This is a genomic window from Pseudomonas sp. S3_C06 (assembly GCF_054667675.1).
In genome coordinates, this window is the sequence record NZ_CP162747.1 from 2,679,959 (window position 1) to 2,699,109 (window position 19,151).

20 protein-coding genes and 1 tRNA gene are annotated in these 19,151 nt (G+C 54.7%); 5 read left to right on the top strand and 16 right to left on the bottom strand.

From position 1 onward, the window contains the following. Positions 1–41 precede the first annotated feature (41 nt). From hscB to trmJ, 7 genes are all read right to left on the bottom strand, one after another. The gene (gene hscB, locus AB4N44_RS11650; protein WP_007916889.1) at positions 42–563 is read right to left on the bottom strand and encodes a co-chaperone HscB; all 522 of its coding nucleotides are present in this window, start codon (positions 561–563) and stop codon (positions 42–44) included. Between the two features lie 8 nt (positions 564–571). Continuing rightward, the gene (gene iscA, locus AB4N44_RS11655; protein ID WP_003227904.1) at positions 572–895 is read right to left on the bottom strand and encodes an iron-sulfur cluster assembly protein IscA; all 324 of its coding nucleotides are present in this window, start codon (positions 893–895) and stop codon (positions 572–574) included. A 34-nt stretch (positions 896–929) separates the two neighbouring features. Next, positions 930–1,316 (bottom strand): Fe-S cluster assembly scaffold IscU, encoded by a 387-nt coding sequence (iscU, locus tag AB4N44_RS11660; protein WP_007916892.1) that lies wholly within the window; start codon positions 1,314–1,316, stop codon positions 930–932. 101 nt (positions 1,317–1,417) lie between these two features. Next, on the bottom strand, positions 1,418–2,632 hold the full coding sequence (locus AB4N44_RS11665) for an IscS subfamily cysteine desulfurase (RefSeq protein ID WP_460108860.1): 1,215 nt from the start codon (positions 2,630–2,632) through the stop codon (positions 1,418–1,420). A gap of 47 nt (positions 2,633–2,679) precedes the next feature. Further along, entirely contained in the window at positions 2,680–3,171 is a 492-nt protein-coding gene (gene iscR, locus AB4N44_RS11670; protein ID WP_003227911.1) for a Fe-S cluster assembly transcriptional regulator IscR, read from the bottom strand. 238 nt (positions 3,172–3,409) lie between these two features. Then, the gene (gene cysE / locus AB4N44_RS11675; protein WP_007916901.1) at positions 3,410–4,186 is read right to left on the bottom strand and encodes a serine O-acetyltransferase; all 777 of its coding nucleotides are present in this window, start codon (positions 4,184–4,186) and stop codon (positions 3,410–3,412) included. 3 nt (positions 4,187–4,189) lie between these two features. Further along, positions 4,190–4,960 (bottom strand): tRNA (cytosine(32)/uridine(32)-2'-O)-methyltransferase TrmJ, encoded by a 771-nt coding sequence (gene trmJ, locus AB4N44_RS11680; RefSeq protein ID WP_160041720.1) that lies wholly within the window; start codon positions 4,958–4,960, stop codon positions 4,190–4,192. A 145-nt stretch (positions 4,961–5,105) separates the two neighbouring features. Between trmJ and suhB the strand changes: the two genes are divergently transcribed. Next, positions 5,106–5,924: a type III secretion system regulator SuhB gene (gene suhB / locus AB4N44_RS11685; protein ID WP_016773320.1), complete on the top strand. Its 819-nt coding sequence runs from the start codon at positions 5,106–5,108 to the stop codon at positions 5,922–5,924. Positions 5,925–6,174: 250 nt separating this feature from the next. Here suhB and AB4N44_RS11690 read toward each other — a convergent pair whose 3' ends face one another. The 6 genes from AB4N44_RS11690 to queA all read right to left on the bottom strand — a co-directional run bounded on the left by AB4N44_RS11690 (position 6,175) and on the right by queA (position 12,278). Then, complete coding sequence (locus tag AB4N44_RS11690; RefSeq protein ID WP_007916907.1) at positions 6,175–6,723, bottom strand: glycine zipper 2TM domain-containing protein; 549 nt, start codon at positions 6,721–6,723, stop codon at positions 6,175–6,177. A 121-nt stretch (positions 6,724–6,844) separates the two neighbouring features. After that, positions 6,845–7,759 carry a protein translocase subunit SecF gene (secF, locus tag AB4N44_RS11695; RefSeq protein ID WP_095123431.1) on the bottom strand — a complete coding sequence of 305 codons (915 nt, stop codon included), beginning with the start codon at positions 7,757–7,759 and terminating at the stop codon, positions 6,845–6,847. Positions 7,760–7,768: 9 nt separating this feature from the next. Continuing rightward, complete coding sequence (gene secD / locus AB4N44_RS11700) at positions 7,769–9,637, bottom strand: protein translocase subunit SecD (RefSeq protein WP_007916911.1); 1,869 nt, start codon at positions 9,635–9,637, stop codon at positions 7,769–7,771. A 64-nt stretch (positions 9,638–9,701) separates the two neighbouring features. Further along, complete coding sequence (yajC, locus tag AB4N44_RS11705; protein WP_007916913.1) at positions 9,702–10,040, bottom strand: preprotein translocase subunit YajC; 339 nt, start codon at positions 10,038–10,040, stop codon at positions 9,702–9,704. A gap of 43 nt (positions 10,041–10,083) precedes the next feature. Continuing rightward, a complete protein-coding gene (tgt, locus tag AB4N44_RS11710) occupies positions 10,084–11,199 on the bottom strand; it encodes a tRNA guanosine(34) transglycosylase Tgt (RefSeq protein WP_162130783.1) in 1,116 nt (371 codons plus the stop codon). Positions 11,200–11,213: 14 nt separating this feature from the next. Then, positions 11,214–12,278, bottom strand: coding sequence for a tRNA preQ1(34) S-adenosylmethionine ribosyltransferase-isomerase QueA (gene queA / locus AB4N44_RS11715; protein WP_007916915.1), 1,065 nt, complete (start codon positions 12,276–12,278; stop codon positions 11,214–11,216). Positions 12,279–12,385: 107 nt separating this feature from the next. Between queA and AB4N44_RS11720 the strand changes: the two genes are divergently transcribed. Beyond that, positions 12,386–12,470 (top strand) — tRNA-Leu (locus AB4N44_RS11720). A gap of 174 nt (positions 12,471–12,644) precedes the next feature. Here the strand turns inward: AB4N44_RS11720 and AB4N44_RS11725 are convergent. The 3 genes from AB4N44_RS11725 to AB4N44_RS11735 are packed head-to-tail and all read right to left on the bottom strand — an operon-like array spanning position 12,645 to position 14,324. After that, positions 12,645–13,001, bottom strand: coding sequence for a DUF7079 family protein (locus AB4N44_RS11725; RefSeq protein ID WP_460108857.1), 357 nt, complete (start codon positions 12,999–13,001; stop codon positions 12,645–12,647). Next, positions 12,986–13,768 (bottom strand): hypothetical protein, encoded by a 783-nt coding sequence (locus tag AB4N44_RS11730; protein ID WP_456024413.1) that lies wholly within the window; start codon positions 13,766–13,768, stop codon positions 12,986–12,988. The genes AB4N44_RS11725 and AB4N44_RS11730 overlap by 16 nt, the downstream gene beginning before the upstream one ends. A gap of 10 nt (positions 13,769–13,778) precedes the next feature. Continuing rightward, positions 13,779–14,324, bottom strand: coding sequence for a PAAR domain-containing protein (locus AB4N44_RS11735; protein WP_460108855.1), 546 nt, complete (start codon positions 14,322–14,324; stop codon positions 13,779–13,781). 270 nt (positions 14,325–14,594) lie between these two features. On the opposite strand from AB4N44_RS11735, the gene AB4N44_RS11740 reads away from it, so the two are divergent. The 3 genes from AB4N44_RS11740 (at position 14,595) to AB4N44_RS11750 (ending at position 19,150) form a co-directional block, all read left to right on the top strand. After that, positions 14,595–14,846, top strand: coding sequence for a hypothetical protein (locus AB4N44_RS11740; RefSeq protein WP_460108853.1), 252 nt, complete (start codon positions 14,595–14,597; stop codon positions 14,844–14,846). 756 nt (positions 14,847–15,602) lie between these two features. After that, on the top strand, positions 15,603–16,883 hold the full coding sequence (locus AB4N44_RS11745) for an N-6 DNA methylase (protein WP_460108851.1): 1,281 nt from the start codon (positions 15,603–15,605) through the stop codon (positions 16,881–16,883). Beyond that, positions 16,880–19,150 (top strand): sensor histidine kinase, encoded by a 2,271-nt coding sequence (locus AB4N44_RS11750; protein ID WP_460108849.1) that lies wholly within the window; start codon positions 16,880–16,882, stop codon positions 19,148–19,150. The genes AB4N44_RS11745 and AB4N44_RS11750 overlap by 4 nt, the downstream gene beginning before the upstream one ends. The last annotated feature ends 1 nt before the right edge of the window (position 19,151 follow it).

Below are 19,151 nucleotides of genomic sequence, written 5' to 3' on the forward strand. Positions count from 1 at the left end.
ACTTATCTGTATATCAGGCGTGCGACCGGAGCGGCACTGGGTTAATCGTCGAGGCGCTCTTCTAACTGGCGCACTTCGTAGGTGAGCTTGTCGAGGAACTGCATGCGCCGCATCAGGCGTTCGGCCTGCTCGCGTTGCGCCGCATCATCCCAACAGGCTGCGAAGCTTTCATTGAGTTCTTCCTGAGCCACTTTCAAGCGCCGCTTGAACACCGCGACACCGTCGAGGTCGGCACTGTCCTGGAGGTCTTCGAGCTCTTCGCGCCATTGCATCTGCTGCAGAAGAAACTCGGGATCATGGACCGTGACTTCCATCGGCACTTCATGCCCGCTGATGGTCAGCAGGTAGCGTGCGCGCTGGGCCGGACTCTTGAGCGTCTGATAGGCGTCGTTGAGCCGCGCAGACTGCTCGAGTGCCGACCGCTGCTCACGCTCGGAAGCGTCGGCAAAGCGGTCAGGATGAACGCCGCGCGCCAACTCACGATAGCGCGTGGCCAGCTGCTCGAGATCCAGACGGAAACCCGGTTGCAGCTCGAATAAAGCGAAATGACAAGGAATACCCACGACAAGCCTCAGATGTTGAAGCTTTCGCCGCAGCCACATTCACCGCGTACATTGGGGTTGTTGAACTTGAAGCCTTCGTTCAACCCTTCCTTGACGAAATCGAGCTCGGTGCCGTCCAGATAGGCGAGGCTTTTCGGGTCGATGATCACTTTTTCGCCGTGACTCTCGAACACCTGATCCTCTGCAACCACCTCGTCGACAAACTCCAGCACGTAGGCAAGGCCGGAACAGCCTGTGGTGCGAACACCCAGACGAATCCCTTCACCTTTGCCGCGCCCGTCGAGGGAGCGCCGCACGTGTCGAGCAGCCGCTTCTGTCATGCTGATAGCCATCGGTGACTCCTTACTCGTCGCCAAATCCAGAAAGTCAGATCAAGCCTTTCTTCTGCTTGTAATCGCGAACAGCCGCTTTGATAGCGTCTTCAGCCAGTACCGAGCAGTGAATCTTCACTGGCGGCAGGGCCAGTTCTTCGGCCAGCTGAGTGTTCTTGATGGTTTCTGCTTCGTCCAGGGTCTTGCCCTTCATCCACTCGGTGGCGAGGGAGCTGGAAGCGATAGCCGAACCGCAGCCGTAGGTCTTGAACTTGGCATCTTCGATGATGCCGGCGTCGTTGACCTTGATTTGCAGACGCATCACGTCGCCGCACGCCGGAGCGCCGACCATGCCGGTGCCGACATCAGGATCTTCCGCGTTCATCTTGCCGACGTTGCGCGGGTTTTCGTAGTGGTCGATGACCTTTTCGCTGTAAGCCATGATTCTCAATCCTCACTCATCAGGGCCGCTCTTGAGACCCTGCAACTGCGCTGCGTAAACCGCCGCGTCGCTACAGGATCTGTATCTGGCGGCTTCTATATTTAGTGTGCCGCCCACTCGATTTTCGAGATATCGACGCCGTCTTTGTACATGTCCCACAGCGGCGACAGAGCGCGCAGCTTGGTAACGGCCTCGCAGACTTTCTGCGCGGCGTAGTCGATTTCTTCTTCGGTGGTGAAACGGCCGAAGGTGAAGCGGATCGAGCTGTGTGCCAGTTCGTCGTTGCGGCCCAGGGCGCGCAGTACGTACGAAGGCTCCAGCGACGCCGAGGTGCACGCCGAACCGGACGATACCGCCAGATCCTTGAGCGCCATGATCAGCGACTCGCCTTCAACGTAGTTGAAGCTCAGGTTCAGGTTGTGCGGAACGCGGGCGGTCAGGCTGCCGTTGACGTACAGCTCTTCCAGGTGCTCGACCTGCTTGTAGAAACGGTCGCTCAAGGCTTTGATACGGAGGTTTTCAGCAGCCATGTCTTCTTTGGCCACACGGAACGCTTCACCCATACCGACGATCTGGTGGGTCGCCAAGGTGCCGGAACGCATGCCACGCTCGTGACCGCCGCCGTGCATGGTCGCTTCGATGCGCACACGCGGCTTGCGGCTGACGTACAGCGCGCCGATGCCTTTAGGGCCATAGGTTTTGTGAGCGGAGAACGACATCATGTCGACTTTCAGCTTCTGCAGATCGATGTCGACCTTGCCAGTGGACTGAGCGGCGTCGACGTGGAACAGAATGCCCTTGGCGCGGAGCATTTCGCCAATAGCGGCGATGTCGTTGACGGTGCCGATTTCGTTGTTCACGTGCATCACGGAGACCAGGATAGTGTCTTCGCGCAGTGCAGCTTCAATCATGGACGGAGTGATGAGACCGTCTTCGGTGGGCTCGAGGTAGGTGACCTCGAAACCTTCACGCTCCAGTTGGCGCATGGTGTCGAGGACAGCCTTGTGCTCGATCTTGGAGGTGATCAGGTGCTTGCCCTTGGAGCCGTAGAAATGCGCCGCACCCTTGATTGCCAGGTTGTCGGACTCGGTGGCACCGGAGGTCCAGACGATTTCGCGCGGATCGGCGTTGACCAGATCGGCCACCTGACGACGGGCGTTTTCGACGGACTCTTCAGCTTTCCAGCCGAACACGTGGGAACGGGACGCCGGGTTACCGAAGTTTCCGTCGACCAGCAGGCATTCACTCATCTTTTGCGCAACACGCGGATCAACCGGGGTGGTCGCAGAGTAATCAAGGTAAATCGGCAATTTCATGGACTATCTCCTAAATCAGGGCTGGCGTGCCGCTAGCTCTCTGGCTGTCATTCGACGGCGGACGCTTCAATCTTGTCCAGGCGTGGCGCCTTGCTGTTGCAACGGCGCTGGTCCTGACGCTGGGCTACTTCTTGCACCTCACGGCGAGTCACAAGATCAGCCAAGCTGATACCACTTAGAAATTCGTGAATCTGCAGGCTCAAGTCGCACCACAGATGGTGGGTCAGGCACGTGTCGCCGGAATGGCAATCGCCCTGGCCCTGGCATTTGGTGGCATCAACCGATTCGTTTACCGCATCGATCACCTGAGCGACCTGGATGCCCTGCATGTCGCGGGACAACTGGTAGCCACCACCCGGGCCGCGAACACTGGAAACCAGGTTGCTGCGGCGCAGCTTGGCGAACAGCTGTTCGAGGTAGGACAGGGAGATGCCTTGGCGCTCGGAGATATCGGCCAGGGACACGGGCCCGTGCTGCGCGTGCAACGCCAGGTCAAGCATGGCGGTCACGGCGTATCGGCCTTTTGTAGTCAGTCGCATGGACAGTTACCACGGAGTTCAGAATGGGGCGAGTATGCAATTCCCGAGTATTTAAGTCAACTTTAAGACCTAGTACTTTAGTCAGGATTACCCGCAAAAGAGCGCGCGCATCATAGCAAAGGCTGGCGGCATGCAGCCAGCGGTACCGCGTTATCGTTCTTCGCGAGCAGGCTCGCTCCCACAAGGGATATGCATTCCAATGTGAGAGCGAGCCTGCTCTCGAAGGCAGCGCTGCGGTTTAGCTGGCCTTGGACTCGTCTTTGCCTTTGACGCAGGCGAAGTCTTCTTCACGCAGTTCAGGCAGATCTTTCGCACAGTAATTACTGCCCAGATCCTTCAGCGCGCCGCACATCCCTTCCAGCCGTCCGTCCACCGCTTGCAGGTGATCGAGCAACTGACCGATGGCGCGCGCCACCGGGTCGGGCATGTCTTCGCTGACGCCATAGGCATCAAAACCGATTTTCTCGGCCATGGCCTTGCGCTTGGCGTCCTGCTCTTCGTCAGACTTGACGATGATTCGTCCAGGAATACCGACAACAGTGGCGCCCGGCGGCACTTCTTTGGTCACCACAGCATTGGAGCCGACTTTGGCACCCGCGCCGACCGTGAACGGACCGAGCACCTTGGCGCCCGCGCCCACGACCACACCATCGCCCAACGTCGGGTGACGTTTGCCTTTGTTCCAGCTGGTACCACCCAGAGTCACACCCTGATAGATGGTCACGTCATCGCCAATCTCGGCAGTCTCACCGATGACAATGCCCATGCCGTGGTCGATAAAGAAACGACGACCGACCTTGGCGCCCGGATGAATCTCGATCCCGGTCAACCAGCGGCCGAAGTTCGACACCAGCCGCGCCAGCCATTTCAGCTCGTTGCGCCAGAGCATGCCGGCCAATCGATGAATCCAGATCGCATGCATACCGGGGTAGCAAGTCAGGACTTCAAAAGCGTTACGCGCCGCCGGGTCTCGATGGAATACGCTCTGGATATCTTCACGCAAACGCTCAAACATCATTTAGTCCTTCCGCTTAAGAAGCTCACCACGGGCCGCTTTCTGGGTTTCCGTGAGGATGCCACGCAAAATATTCATTTCCGCCCGGCTGACCGAGCTGCGTCCGTACAACCGGCGCAGGCGCGCCATCAAGTGCCGCGGTTTTTCCGGATCGAGGAATTCGATGGCGACCAGCGTCCGCTCCAGATGCTCATAAAAGCGCTCCAGCTCATCCATGGTCGCCAGCTCGGCGCTTTTCACCGAAGCCACTTCCTCTTTCTCGATCTTGCTCGGCTGACCTTGTGCAGCCAGCCAGGCCATGCGCACTTCGTAGCTCAACACCTGCACCGCCGCACCCAGGTTCAGCGAGCTGAACTCAGGGTCGGAGGGGATATGCACGTGAAAATGACATCGCTGCAGCTCTTCGTTGGTCAGACCGGAATCCTCACGACCGAATACCAGAGCGATTTCGGCGCCCTGCCCGGCTTCTTCAACCACTTTGGTGCCGCACTCGCGCGGATCCAGCAGCGGCCAAGGGATTCGACGGTCACGGGCGCTGGTGCCAAGCACCAGATTGCAGCCGACCAAGGCGTCTTCCAACGTGGCGACGACTTGCGCATTTTCAAGGATGTCACCGGCACCGGAAGCACGAGCATCGGCTTCGTGGTGCGGGAAGACTCGCGGTTCGACCAGCACCAATCGCGACAGACCCATGTTTTTCATGGCGCGCGCGGCCCCGCCGATGTTGCCGGGGTGGCTGGTATTGACCAGGACGACACGAATGTTCTGCAGCAAGGGAGGCGCTCTCGGACACAGGAAAGGGGTGCAAATCTTACAGAACAGCCTACCGTTAAGCTATGAAAGCGAACAGCGTCCTTCACCTGAAGAAAAGTTCTGATAGAATGCGCGGCTTTCTTTAACAACCTTAGGTGACACATCCATGCAGCCCATGCTGAATATCGCGCTGCGCGCCGCCCGCAGCGCCAGTGAACTGATCTTCCGCTCCATCGAGCGCCTGGATACCATCAAGGTCGACGAAAAAGACGCCAAGGATTATGTATCCGAGGTCGATCGCGCCGCCGAACAGAAAATCATCGATGCTCTGCGCAAGGCCTACCCGAATCACTCGATCCAGGGTGAAGAAACCGGCCTGCACGCTGGCACCGGCATCGAAGGCGAAGAGTACCTGTGGATCATCGATCCACTGGACGGCACCACCAACTTCCTGCGCGGCATTCCTCACTTCGCTGTCAGCATTGCCTGTAAGTACCGTGGCCGCCTGGAACACGCAGTGGTTCTGGACCCGGTTCGCCAGGAAGAATTCACCGCCAGCCGTGGTCGCGGCGCTCAACTGAACGGTCGTCGTCTGCGCGTCAGCGGTCGCACCAGCCTTGACGGCGCCCTGCTGGGTACCGGCTTCCCGTTCCGTGATGACCAGATGGACAATCTCGACAACTACCTGGGCATGTTCCGCGCCCTGGTTGGCCAGACTGCCGGTATCCGCCGCGCCGGTTCCGCCAGCCTGGACCTGGCTTATGTGGCTGCCGGTCGTTTCGATGCGTTCTGGGAATCGGGCCTGTCCGAGTGGGACATGGCTGCGGGCGCCCTGCTGATTCAAGAAGCTGGCGGCCTGGTGAGCGACTTCACCGGCGGCCACGATTTCCTTGAAAAAGGCCACATCGTTGCCGGCAACACCAAATGCTTCAAAGCAGTTCTGACGGCGATCCAGCCGCACCTGCCGGCTTCGCTGAAGCGCTAAGCTTCCGGCGAAACGAGAAAAGCACCCTTCGGGGTGCTTTTTTTTATGTCTGGAATTTGTCACCCGCCACACCACGAGACCAATGTAGGAGTGAGCCTGCTCGCGATAGCGGTGTATCAGCCACCACCTGCATCGAATGATAAATAGCTATCGCGAGCAGGCTCACTCCTACAGGGGATTTGTTGCGTGGCTTAAATGGCGGACACAAAAAAGCACCCCGCAGGGTGCTTCTTTGTAAAACAGCCGGTAATTACTGAGCCGGCTCATTCTGCGACAGAATCAGCTTGCCTTCCTTGTCGACCGGAATCTGGTTGCCCGGATCGCGATCCATCCGCACCTTGCCTTCCTTGCCATCGAGCGAGTAACGCACGTCGTAACCGACGACCTTGTCGCTGATGTCATTGACCGTGTTGCAGCGGGTTTGCGTGGTGGTGTAGGTGTCACGCTCTTGCATGCCTTCCTGCACCTTGTTACCCGCATAACCACCACCGACCGCACCGGCTACCGTGGCAATCTTCTTGCCGGTGCCGCCGCCAATCTGATTACCCAGCAAACCACCTGCCAATGCACCGACGACGGTACCGGCAATCTGGTGTTGATCTTTTACCGGTGCCTGACGAGTCACTGTCACGTCCTTGCACACTTCACGTGGAGTCTTGATCTGTGTTTTAACCGGTTCAACGGCCAATACTTGCGCATACTCAGGGCCGCTTTTAACCAGGCTGTAGGTGGCAACAGCACCCCCGGCAGTCACACCGACAGCACCCAATACCGCACCAACCAGCAACGACTTGTTCACATGAACCTCCTGACCATCACATGCGGGACGCGCCCGCGCTTCTCCCAGCCTTGGAGCATAAAAAAAGGCGCGAGTTCAACTCGCGCCTTTCTTGGGCTGACAGCCGGGAAAACGATGGCCGTTATGGACGGTCGTCGACTTCCTTCTCGGTGTTGGCCGGAGGAATCAGATCCTCAGTAGTCAGGTTCAGCCAGATCAGCACCACGTTAGCGATGTAGATCGACGAGTAAGTACCCGCCAGAACACCGATAAACAGCGCGATCGAGAAGCCGAACAGGTTGTCACCGCCGAAGAACAGCAGCGCAGCGATCGCCAGCAAAGTCGAGATCGACGTCGCCATGGTGCGCAGCAGGGTCTGCGTGGTCGAGATGTTGATGTTCTCGATCAGTGTTGCCTTGCGCAGGACGCGGAAGTTCTCACGAACCCGGTCGAATACCACGATGGTGTCGTTCAGCGAGTAACCGATGATCGCCAGCACCGCCGCCAGCACGGTCAGATCGAAAGTGATCTGGAAGTACGACAGGATACCGATGGTCACGATCACGTCGTGAATCAGCGAAACGATGGCACCGACCGCGAACTTCCACTGAAAGCGGAAAGCCAGGTAGATCAGGATACCGCCGAGCGCCAGCAGCATGCCGAGGCCGCCCTGGTCGCGCAGTTCTTCACCGACCTGCGGGCCGACGAACTCGACACGCTTGACCGTCGCCGGGTTGTCGCCGCCGACCTTCAGCAGCGCTTCCGCCACCTGATGGCCCAGTTGCGGGTCTTCACCCGGCATGCGCACCAGCAGATCGGTAGTCGCACCGAAGCTCTGCACGATTGCTTCGTGGTAACCCGACGTCGCCAGTTGCTCACGCACCTTGGTAACGTCGGCCGGACGCTCGTAGGTCAGCTCGATGAGCGTACCGCCGGTGAAGTCCAGGCCCCAGTTCATACCCTTGGTCACGACACTGAACATAGCCAGCAACGTGAGAAACACTGTGACGCCGAACGCGAAGTTGCGAACGCCCATGAAGTTGATTGTACGTAACATGGCAGCCCCTTAAATCCACAACTTCTTGAAGTCACGTCCGCCGAAGATCAGGTTGACCATTGCGCGGGTCACCATGATGGCCGTGAACATCGAGGTAAAGATCCCGAGGGACATGGTCACTGCGAAACCTTTGACCGGGCCGGTGCCCATGGCAAAGAGAATCCCGCCGACCAACAACGTAGTCAGGTTGGCATCGAGAATCGCGGTGAATGCCCGGCCGAAGCCTTCGTTGATTGCACGCTGCACGGTCATACCGGCGGCGATCTCTTCACGAATCCGCGAGAAGATCAGCACGTTGGCGTCGACCGCCATACCCATGGTCAATACGATACCGGCGATACCCGGCAAAGTCAGCGTTGCACCCAGCAGCGACATCAGGGCCAGCAGCAGCACCATGTTCACCGCCAAAGCAACGGTGGCGATGATGCCGAAGAAGCGGTAGATGGCGATGATGAACAGCGACACGAACAGCATGCCCCACAGCGACGCATCGATACCTTTGGTGATGTTGTCAGCACCCAGGCTCGGGCCGATGGTGCGCTCTTCAGCGAAGTACATCGGTGCAGCCAGACCACCGGCACGCAGCAGCAGCGCCAGTTCGGACGACTCGCCCTGACCGTTCAGGCCAGTGATGCGGAACTGAGCACCCAGCGGCGACTGAATGGTCGCCAGGCTGATGATCTTCTTCTCTTCTTTGAACGTTTGCACCGCAACGTCTTTCTCGACGCCATCAACCACTTGCTTGGTGTAAGTGGTAACCGGACGCTGTTCGATGAAGATCACCGCCATGCTGCGACCAACGTTCGAACGGGTTGCGCGGCTCATCAACTCGCCACCGTGACCATCCAGACGGATGTTCACTTCAGGCGTGCCGTGCTCGCCGAAACCGGCCTTGGCGTCGGTCACCTGATCACCGGTGATGATCAGACCACGCTCGATCTGTGCTGGCGGACGATTGCCTTCACGGAACTCGAAGGTTTCGGAAGTGGCTTTCGAAGCGCCCGGCTCAGCAGCCAGACGGAACTCAAGGTTGGCCGTCTTGCCGAGAATACGCTTGGCTTCGGCAGTGTCCTGCACGCCCGGCAGCTCAACCACAATGCGGTTGGCGCCCTGACGCTGGACGATCGGTTCGGCAACACCCAGCTCGTTGACGCGGTTACGTACCGTGGTCAAGTTCTGCTTGATGGAGTATTCACGGATTTCCGCCAGCTTGGCCGGGGTCATCGCCAGACGCAGCACCGGTTGACCATTGAGGTCGGCCGGAACAATGTCGAAATCGTTGAAGTTCTTGCGGATCAGTGCACGGGCCTGTTCGCGGGAATCTTCATCACTGAAGCCCAACTGAATGGCACCGCCCAGTTGCGGCAGGCTGCGATAACGCAGTTTCTCTTTGCGCAGCAGGCTCTTGACGTCGCCTTCGTAGACTTTCAGGCGTGCATCGAGGGCTTTGTCCATGTCCACTTCCAGCAGGAAGTGCACACCACCGGACAAGTCCAGACCCAGCTTCATCGGGTGCGCGCCCAGATTGCGCAGCCATTGCGGGGTGGTCTGTGCCAGGTTCAGCGCGACGACGTAGTCATCACCCAACGCCTTGCGCACAACGTCTTTGGCCGGCAGCTGGTCTTCAGCCTTGCTCAGACGGATCAGACCGCCCTTGCCGTTGGCGGCCAGCGTGGCTGCCTTGACGTTGATCCCGGACTCCTTGAGCGCAGTGCTCACACGATCCAGATCAGCCTGATTGACTTGCAGCGCAGTGCTTGCACCGCTGACCTGAATGGCCGGGTCATCGGGGTATAGATTCGGAGCGGAATAAATCAGACCGATCGCCAGCACCGCCAGGATCAGAATGTATTTCCACAGAGGATATTTGTTCAGCATCACGCCGCCCGTTATGAACGCGGGGCGCCTTGCGCGCCCCGTCGATTGAGTAGAAGTTGTTGCTTCAGATCGCTTTCAGCGTGCCTTTTGGCAGCGTGGCGGCGATGGCGCCTTTCTGGAACTTCATTTCCACGGTGTCGGAAACTTCCAGAACCACGAAGTCATCGGCCACTTTGGTGATCTTGCCAGCGATACCGCCGGTGGTAACCACTTCGTCGCCCTTCTGCAGGCTGCTCAGCAGGTTCTTCTGCTCTTTGGCGCGCTTGGCCTGTGGACGCCAGATCATCAGGTAGAAGATGACCAGGAAGCCGACCAGGAAAATCCACTCGAAACCGCCGCCCATTGGGCCGGCAGCAGCCGGTGCAGCCGCGTCAGCCATGGCGTTAGAGATAAAAAAGCTCATTTAGCACTCCAGTTGCAAATGTTGAATCTTGGGGTCAGAAAACTCAGTCCAAAGGCGGAACGGGGAGCCCGCGTTTGGCGTAGAAGGCATCGACAAAGGCGGCCAATGTACCCTGTTGAATAGCCTCGCGCAAACCAGCCATCAGCACCTGATAATGGCGCAAGTTATGGATGGTATTGAGCATGCTTCCCAGCATTTCGCCGCACTTGTCCAGGTGATGCAGATAAGCGCGGGAGAAGTTCTGGCAGGTATAGCAATCGCAGGTCGGATCCAGCGGCGATTCATCATGGCGATGGAACGCGTTACGGATCTTCAGCACGCCGGTATCAATGAACAGATGCCCATTGCGGGCATTACGGGTTGGCATCACGCAATCGAACATGTCCACACCGCGGCGCACACCCTCAACCAGATCTTCCGGTTTGCCAACGCCCATAAGGTAACGAGGTTTGTCAGCCGGCATCATACCCGGCAGATAATCCAGCACTTTGATCATTTCGTGCTTCGGCTCGCCCACCGACAGACCGCCAATGGCCAGGCCATCAAAGCCGATCTTGTCGAGGCCTTCGAGCGAGCGCATGCGCAGATCCTGGTGCATGCCGCCCTGAACGATACCGAACAGCGCCGCAGTGTTTTCACCGTGAGCATTTTTCGAGCGCTGAGCCCAGCGCAGCGACAATTCCATCGATATGCGCGCGACGTCTTCGTCAGCCGGGTACGGCGTGCATTCGTCGAAAATCATCACGATGTCGGAGCCGAGATCGCGCTGCACCTGCATCGACTCTTCCGGACCCATGAACACTTTGGCGCCGTCGACCGGGGAAGCGAAGGTCACGCCCTCCTCCTTGATCTTGCGCATCGCGCCGAGGCTGAACACCTGGAAGCCACCGGAGTCAGTGAGGATCGGGCCTTTCCACTGCATGAAATCGTGCAGGTCGCCGTGTTCCTTGATCACTTGGGTGCCAGGGCGCAGCCACAGGTGGAAGGTGTTGCCCAGAATGATTTCTGCGCCGGTGGCAACGATGTCACGCGGCAACATGCCCTTGACCGTGCCGTAAGTGCCCACCGGCATGAACGCCGGGGTCTCGACGGTGCCACGCGGGAAGGTCAGGCGACCACGCCGGGCCTTGCCATCGGTGGCCAGAAGTTCAAAGGACATGCGACATTCGCGACTCATTCTGTTTCCTCTGGGCCGGTTTCTTTAGGGGCAGTAGGTGCGGGATTACGGGTGATGAACATCGCATCACCGTAGCTGAAAAAGCGGTAACCGTTGTCGACGGCAGCCTTGTAGGCCGCCATGGTCTCGGGATAACCGGCAAAAGCCGAAACCAGCATCAACAGCGTCGATTCCGGCAAATGGAAATTGGTCACCAGGGCGTCGACCACATGGAACGGCCGGCCCGGGAAGATAAAGATATCGGTGTCGCCACTGAACGGCTTGAGCACGCCATCGCGCGCGGCACTTTCCAGCGAACGCACGCTAGTGGTACCGACCGCAATCACCCGACCACCGCGCGCACGGCACGCCGCGACCGCATCGACCACGTCCTGGCCGACTTCCAGCCACTCGGTGTGCATGTGGTGATCTTCAAGCTTCTCGACGCGCACCGGCTGGAACGTCCCCGCGCCCACGTGCAGCGTAACGAAAGTGGTCTCGACGCCCTTGGCCGCAATTGCTTCCATCAGCGACTGATCGAAATGCAGCCCCGCCGTCGGCGCCGCCACCGCTCCGAGTTTCTCGGCGTACACGGTCTGATAACGCTCGCGATCCGAGCCTTCGTCCGGGCGGTCTATATAAGGAGGCAACGGCATGTGCCCGACGCGATCGAGCAGGGGCAACACTTCTTCAGCGAAGCCTAGTTCGAACAACGCATCGTGACGCGCAAGCATTTCGGCTTCGCCACCACCGTCGATCAGGATCTTCGAACCCGGCTTCGGCGACTTGCTGGAACGCACATGGGCCAGCACGCGGTGCGTATCGAGCACCCGCTCAACGAGGATTTCCAGCTTGCCACCGGACGCTTTCTGCCCGAACAGCCGCGCCGGAATCACCCGGGTATTGTTGAACACCATCAAATCGCCCGGGCGCAAATGCTCAAGCAAATCAGTGAATTGACGGTGTGCGAGGGCGCCGCTCGGCCCGTCAAGGGTCAGCAGGCGACTACCGCGACGCTCGGCCAAAGGGTGGCGGGCGATCAGCGAATCAGGGAGCTCGAAAGTAAAGTCAGCAACGCGCATGATGGGGTTCGTCTAGCAGGGCCGGAAAGTCTAGCGGAAATATCGAAAATTCTCTATGTACCTGATTGACCGACGGTAATCTCATCTCTATACTTCGCCGCCATTGAGCCCTGATGGCGGAATTGGTAGACGCGGCGGATTCAAAATCCGTTTTCGAAAGGAGTGGGAGTTCGAGTCTCCCTCGGGGCACCAAAATTAAGAAAGGTCTTGCTTAGCAAGGCCTTTTTTTTCGCGTATAGAAAAGTAAACGTGAAGCTGGTCCCGCGCTTCAGAGCAGAGGATGTGAGCCCATGAGCTGGCAGTGCCAGTGAGCCCGGCATCCCCCTCAGCGCTTTGGATTTGTTTAAAGTTCTGGTACGCGAACATTCACAACCTGCGGGCAATTTCCTTCCAGATATAGCCGTAGTTGTATTTCAGCCAGAGGACCAGCGCTTTATCAAATTGCCTGCGAAACCAACTGTGCTCCCTCTCCGCCAGCCGTTGGTTAATCATGCTATTGAGCGACTCGGGGTCGAACCCCGTCCAGACAGAGGGCACTGCCGCAGCGATATTGGTGAAACACACCGGCGCGACTTCTGAATAGAGGATCTCGTACAGTACCTCTGGATCGATATGCTTTACCTGACTGGCTATGTAATCGTAATCCACAGGGAAATCATTGAATGGATCAGAAAGTGCGGTCCTGACGTCTTTCAGCTCCGGCTCACTCAGAAAATGTCCCAATGCGAAAACTCCTCCAGTTCCTCATCCAATGAGTCAGCGACAGCTCCACCCGCGACACCACCGGCGACCGATCCAACCAAAACCACCGCTATTGCACAAATGGGAGCCCCTGGACCACAGAGCGCGCTAACTCCCAGCCCCGCAAGAATGCCGCCCACGGCACCACTGCCAACGATGATGCCTTGCCGTGCCGTTTCTTTCGGTTTGTTTTCGGCATTGAGGATTTGATAAGTCGCGATGGCGGCAGTCACGAGGACTCCAAGCTTCCCCATGATCAACATTTTTTTGGTGCCTTTCGTGAACTTAACGTCATCCCGACCGGCCGCTTCCAAAATGGTGTAGTGAACCTTTGACTGCTCTGCCGTAGTAAGACTGTTATAAGGTTTTTTGAAGAGTCGCTCCGAGTAGCGATCAAAGAGAGACTGCAAAGTCCTGCCATCGGCTTTCTTCTTTTGAACAATCGCCAGACCTTGTGCAGACGTAAATTTGCGATGTTCCATCATGATCTTGTTTCTCATCTCATGACTGAACTGCACGCCTTCTTGCGCCGTAATTCTCCCGGCCTTCACGTCGTCCAAGGTTTGCTGAGACATACGCTTGATATTTTTCAGATAGCTAGCCCGGACTTTCTCATCCGAGATTGCGTCCAAGGAAAACCTCAGTGCAGCGCCCTCCATTAGCTCTAATGCGCGATCAAGGGGAGAATCCTTCAAGGCGTGCTCACGTTGAACAACGTAGCTTCCAGTAACAATGTATGGCTCGGTCACAGGATGTTCCTTATCCCAGAATTTTGCGCAAAAGGCTGTCAGTGAGAGAGGGGCTATCTGCAGCCGATTCATCTTCGAACTTGAGCATCACGCACGTTTTACCCGAGGGGTTAGTAAATTTGACGGCGTTGTCTTTATCAAATATGCCGGGGAGCGATGAGCCGTCCTCAAAGTGCGCAGTGCACGACAAGCCCTCATAGCTTTCCTCAGCAGGGATCTTGAAGCCGATCCATCTGGCGTGTCCGATTAGAGGTTCCGGCGGAACAAAGGTATAGGGCGTGTGCGTGTCACCAATGATAACTGTCCCCGACCCACCAATGACGACACTGCCATGAGTGCCCCCTGTATCGATGGTGGCGGCGTTCTTGCCATTGATGAACACGGTAGAAGACAAGCCAGAGGACAGCGCGCTACCGCAGGTGCAGGTATCGCCTTGGCGGGCGGCAGCCAAGCCGTCAAAGAACACGTCAGATGAACCTGTGGCGATGGGATTAGTACCGTGCCCTGGTAGCGGACAGCTAGATGGGTCGCTTTTACGTGCAGCCGGCTTAGCCATGATGACCTCCTGTCAAAATTTCTCGCATGCAGTAAAACCTATCACAAACTCCGCTGGCCTTCCTTGACTGGTAATGATCGGTAAAACACGGTCACTGCCTTTTTTCGACCCCGCACGAGACAAGTGAGCAGCGTGCGGCGAAGATGCTGCGTCTGGCCTCAGAAGTACTGGCAACGGCGGCTCGTGGCAAACGTGGAGTGGCAACGATTGCGCAAGCTTTGAAAGATGAAGTGGAAAAGCTCGAAGCAGCCATTGCAGAGAGTCCAGACCTTGAAAGATCTGCGACACCAGCAGCTACGTGCAGCACGGTTCATGTGGGCCGATCGCCTAGACAAGGCGACTCAGGACTTCGCCGCCATCGCAGCACACCTGCACGCGACGGAAAAGGCGATGGGGCGTTCGAGCTCTCTGACTGACTTCTACGTACCACTGCATGTACCGTTCGGACCGATGGCCATCAATGAAGATACGGTCACTGCGAAGGCAGGTGCAATTCCCATTGAGCAACTGATCGCCGCTTGATTGCCCGCGTCGCGACTATCAGTCGTGACGCTCCTCCCCCTAAACCGGAACATCACTCATGGAACACCAAAGGTGTTCCGCGTAACTGGTGCTCCGGTTTATCGCATTTGGTGTTCCACCGCTGAAAGACTTTATCTACTTGGTGTCTAGCGTTTCTGGAACACATGGAACACCGCGTTTCGCTACCTATGGATTTGGCGCTCCCCTCGCACCTTTTCACGGCGTGAACCTTCAGCGCGAACGGACACGACAGATCGCTCGAGATCCACCGATCTACTGTGTCTGACTCCTCCCAGGCGAAGGAGTCGGAGCGGCAGATTTACGGGTCCTCCCTAAGGGGCCCCTACACGGGTTATCAGACTCGCAGCTTTCCTCTAGCTGAAAAAACCACAGAGATGTCCGTCTTTTTTTGCACGGCGCAGAGACCTAACGGTAAGGAGGATCGAACAGTGAAAAACTGTTCACTCGAGGCTCAGTGAAGATTTATCAATCGTTTCGGACGCCTGTCTGACCCGAATTCTCCGACTGAATGCTCAGATCCTGCTCGTGCGTCACTCAAGCACTGCTGTATATTTGTGCTAAGGATCGTGATCCCATCAGGACTGCTGAGTGACATTCGAATGCTTTCTCATCTAGAAGGCGACCTGAAGGGATAGTTTGTAAAATAACAAACCCTATAAACCTTACAGCTTTTAATCATTTAATTTTCAAAACTAATTAATTATAGAAACACAGCAGATTCATGATGGGGAACAAATGGAAGGCTTTGCGGAATACAATACAAAACTTGAGCAAGTCTTCCATCTATGGAAAAGAGACTCTAATTCCGAGTTTTCCAATCACAGTAACGTCACAGCGGCCAAAGTAAGAGAACTGATAGACATAACAACCCTACGCGAATCCGGAGTTTTTTTTACCAGCGACGCTTTGGCGGAGAAAGCGATAAACTCTTTTAACGCACCTATAGATGATCGCGCTCTCGTCGTAGACCCCACATGTGGATCAGGAAGTCTTCTGGTTGCCGCTTCAAGAAAACTTTCTGTAATGCCTTTAGCCAGCCAAACTTTAAAAAAGTGGGGCAAACAGCTATGCGGAATTGACTTATTCCCAGAGTTTGTTTACTGCACCAAGCTGAGACTAGTACTAGAAAGTTTAGTGAGAGGAGCGAAAGCAGATAAAAGTCTATCTGAACTTTTAGATCTACTAACCAACATTCACACTGGCGACTGCCTAGACAACATAGCCATTATCGCTAAGGCCTCGCACCTTGCACTAAATCCTCCTTACAATAACTCGAAGACAGCAGCAAGATATAGCTGGGCCAACGGAAAAATAAACAACGCAGCAATTTACTACTACGAGCTGTCACTTGCTCTAAAGGACGGGTGTTCGATTTCAGCTATTCTACCCGATGTTCTTAGAAGCGGAAGTAGGTTTGAAGCATGGCGTAACGCTGTCGAGCCCGCACTCACCATTTCCAACGTGTCAGTCGAAGGCAGATTCGACAAACAAACCGATATTGATATTTTTATCCTCAATGGACTGGTTGAACGAAGAGGCTCTAACAAAGTTGAATGGCAGACTGCCGAAACATTAGGTATCGATGGTTCTTCTAAAATTCGAGATTTCTTTGAAGTTGCAGTTGGAGCAGTCGTACCGTACAGAGACCCTCATGAAGGAAAACTGTATGCATACATACATCCAAAAACTCTTCCACGGTGGGGAGAAATAAGTAAGATTCCAGAAAGCCGGAAATTTTTAGGGAGAGTTTTCCAACCACCCTTCGTTGCTATTCGAAGAACATCTGGACCTAGAGACAGACATCGAGCCGTACCGACTCTAGTGCTAGGAAAAAGATTAGTCGCAGTCGAAAACCACCTAATCGTATTAACTCCAAGGAATGGAAGTTTAGATAAATGCCGCGAACTTTCAGAACTACTCAAAGAAAACCATGTCAATGAGTTTCTGAACAATAGAATTCGATGCCGTCACTTAACCGTATCGGCAATATCAGAAATACCATGGAGGTCTGAATGAAAGAATTGCTCGATGAGCTGCCTTTTGAGATCGCTGCTCGCTTACCTATTCAGCTAGGACGGCAAAGCATATCGAGCTCTATGGTTGCTATTTCCGAACTCATTAAAAACTCCTATGATGCCGATTCTAAAAACGTACGGCTTACATTCACTAAATCTAAAGAAGGCCTTCCATCTCTAATAATTGAAGATGATGGGGAAGGCATGTCTTACGAGGACGTTAAAGAAAATTGGCTAATTATTGGAACAAGTCATAAGACGCATCAGGATATCTCGGGAAAAGACAGAATTTACACCGGTGCCAAAGGGCTTGGTCGACTTGGCGCAGATAGACTCTGCAGAACGTTAGTTCTGCAGACCAAGCGAGAAAGTGACCAAATCGCACTGGAGCTTCAAATACAATGGGAGGCGTATGAAAATGCAGAAAAGCCTCTTTCACAGATAAAGCACAAGCTGTACAAACACATCAGTCAAATCCAGGACGAACATGGAAAGTTTCCGGACAATGAAAAAAATTCTGGCACGCGAATTATACTGCAGGGATTAAAAGACGATTGGAACTTGAGCCTTTTAACTGACTTAAAAAAAGAGCTATCACTTTTAATCTCTCCATTCGACGACGCTAATGACTTCTCAATTTCAATCAAGTCGGATTTTCCTGAAATAGATGGAAATGTCTCAAGCTCGTCTGCGGTTGAATATGCACGCTGGGTAGTTGATGCAGAGCTTGATGGCGAGATTATTAATGCCATTTTTAAATACTCTGATGGCCGTGAGTTCAAAATCGATTCAGAAGAGTGGAAAAACTGGATTAAGGATCGCCCACCGGTACCAAGCTCTGGCCCTCTAAAGCTAAAAATGTACTTTATTCCATGGGATGCACCTGGCCTAAAGAACGTGGACTTTAGTAAGCGTAATTGGCGGGAGTTCATGAATGCGAACCAAGGGATACGTATCTATAGAGATAGATTCAGAGTACGCCCTTATGGCGAGCCCACAGGTAAAGGTGATTGGCTAGATCTTGGCATCCGTCGCGCACGTAGTCCTGGCGGGGTCAAGCAAGGTGGTTGGAAAGTCGGGCCGCATCAAGTTATTGGTGCAGTATTTATAGGTAGACAGACCAATCCTCTCTTGGAAGATCAAACAAATCGTGAGGGTATCGTTGAGTCAGAAGCATTTTATGACATGCGTGCTTTCTGCGTAAAAATCATTGATCGATTTGAATTGTATGCTCATCAAATAGCCCGAGAAGAAGATGATGGGTCTGATACAGAAGAAAAAAAACTGCTCGCTAAAAAAGCTATCGCCGACACCACAAAAGTAGTTGAGGAACTTAAAGAGTCAATCTCAAAAAATGTACAAAAAAACGTTGATACTTGCGAGCAGAAAAATATCAGTATTAATGAGCCTGAAACTCTAATGGTTAGAATTGCCGAGGTGGAGTCCAGATTGGCAGAGGCCGCAGCCCGATCAAGCGAGCTGGAAATCCATTTAGAGAAAAAGGCTGAGGAGTTAGAGCATGAGAAGGATACGTTAGCTAACCTAGCATCGCTGGGAATTCTTACTGTCTGTTTCGGACATGAAGCAAAAGAATTTACGAACCTTTCATTAGTTAACGCAAAAAACCTAAAGGATAGTTTCGAAAGAGGCATCTTCATGCTAACACCTCCTTATGACGAGGAGTTCTCAAACTGCCTAAAAACGATAATTTCAAGCACAGGCTTTGTAAGAAACTTTGCATCTTTTGCCTTGGGAAACATCAAACCAGACAAAAGAAAGCGCAAAGCTGTTGATATTGGCGACGTGGCATCAGGAGTATTTAAAGCCTTAAGCGCATCATTAGAAAGGCAAAACATTGAGACAAGCGTTACGTGCGAAACCAAAAGAAAAATTGTGGCCTTTGAAATAGACCTAGAGAGCATTTTTGTTAACCTCATATCTAACTCTATATGGGCACTCAAAAAAACCGCAGTAGGCGAACGTTTTATATCCATCAACATTCAAGAAAAAAATGATCACATAACTATTAGTTTTGCTGATAGCGGCTTTGGGTTAGAGTCAGGAACAGAAGAGCAAATCTTCCAACCGATGTATAGCACTCGACTTGACAGGAAAGGCTCGGTTGAGGGCACAGGCATGGGGCTTTCCATTGTCAAAAGTTTTGTAGACAACCATACAGGTGGGAATATTTCCGCAACACCAAAAGGAAGACTTGGCGGAGCAGAATTTACAATCAACATACCATTGACCGCAAACAACAAGGCCTGAC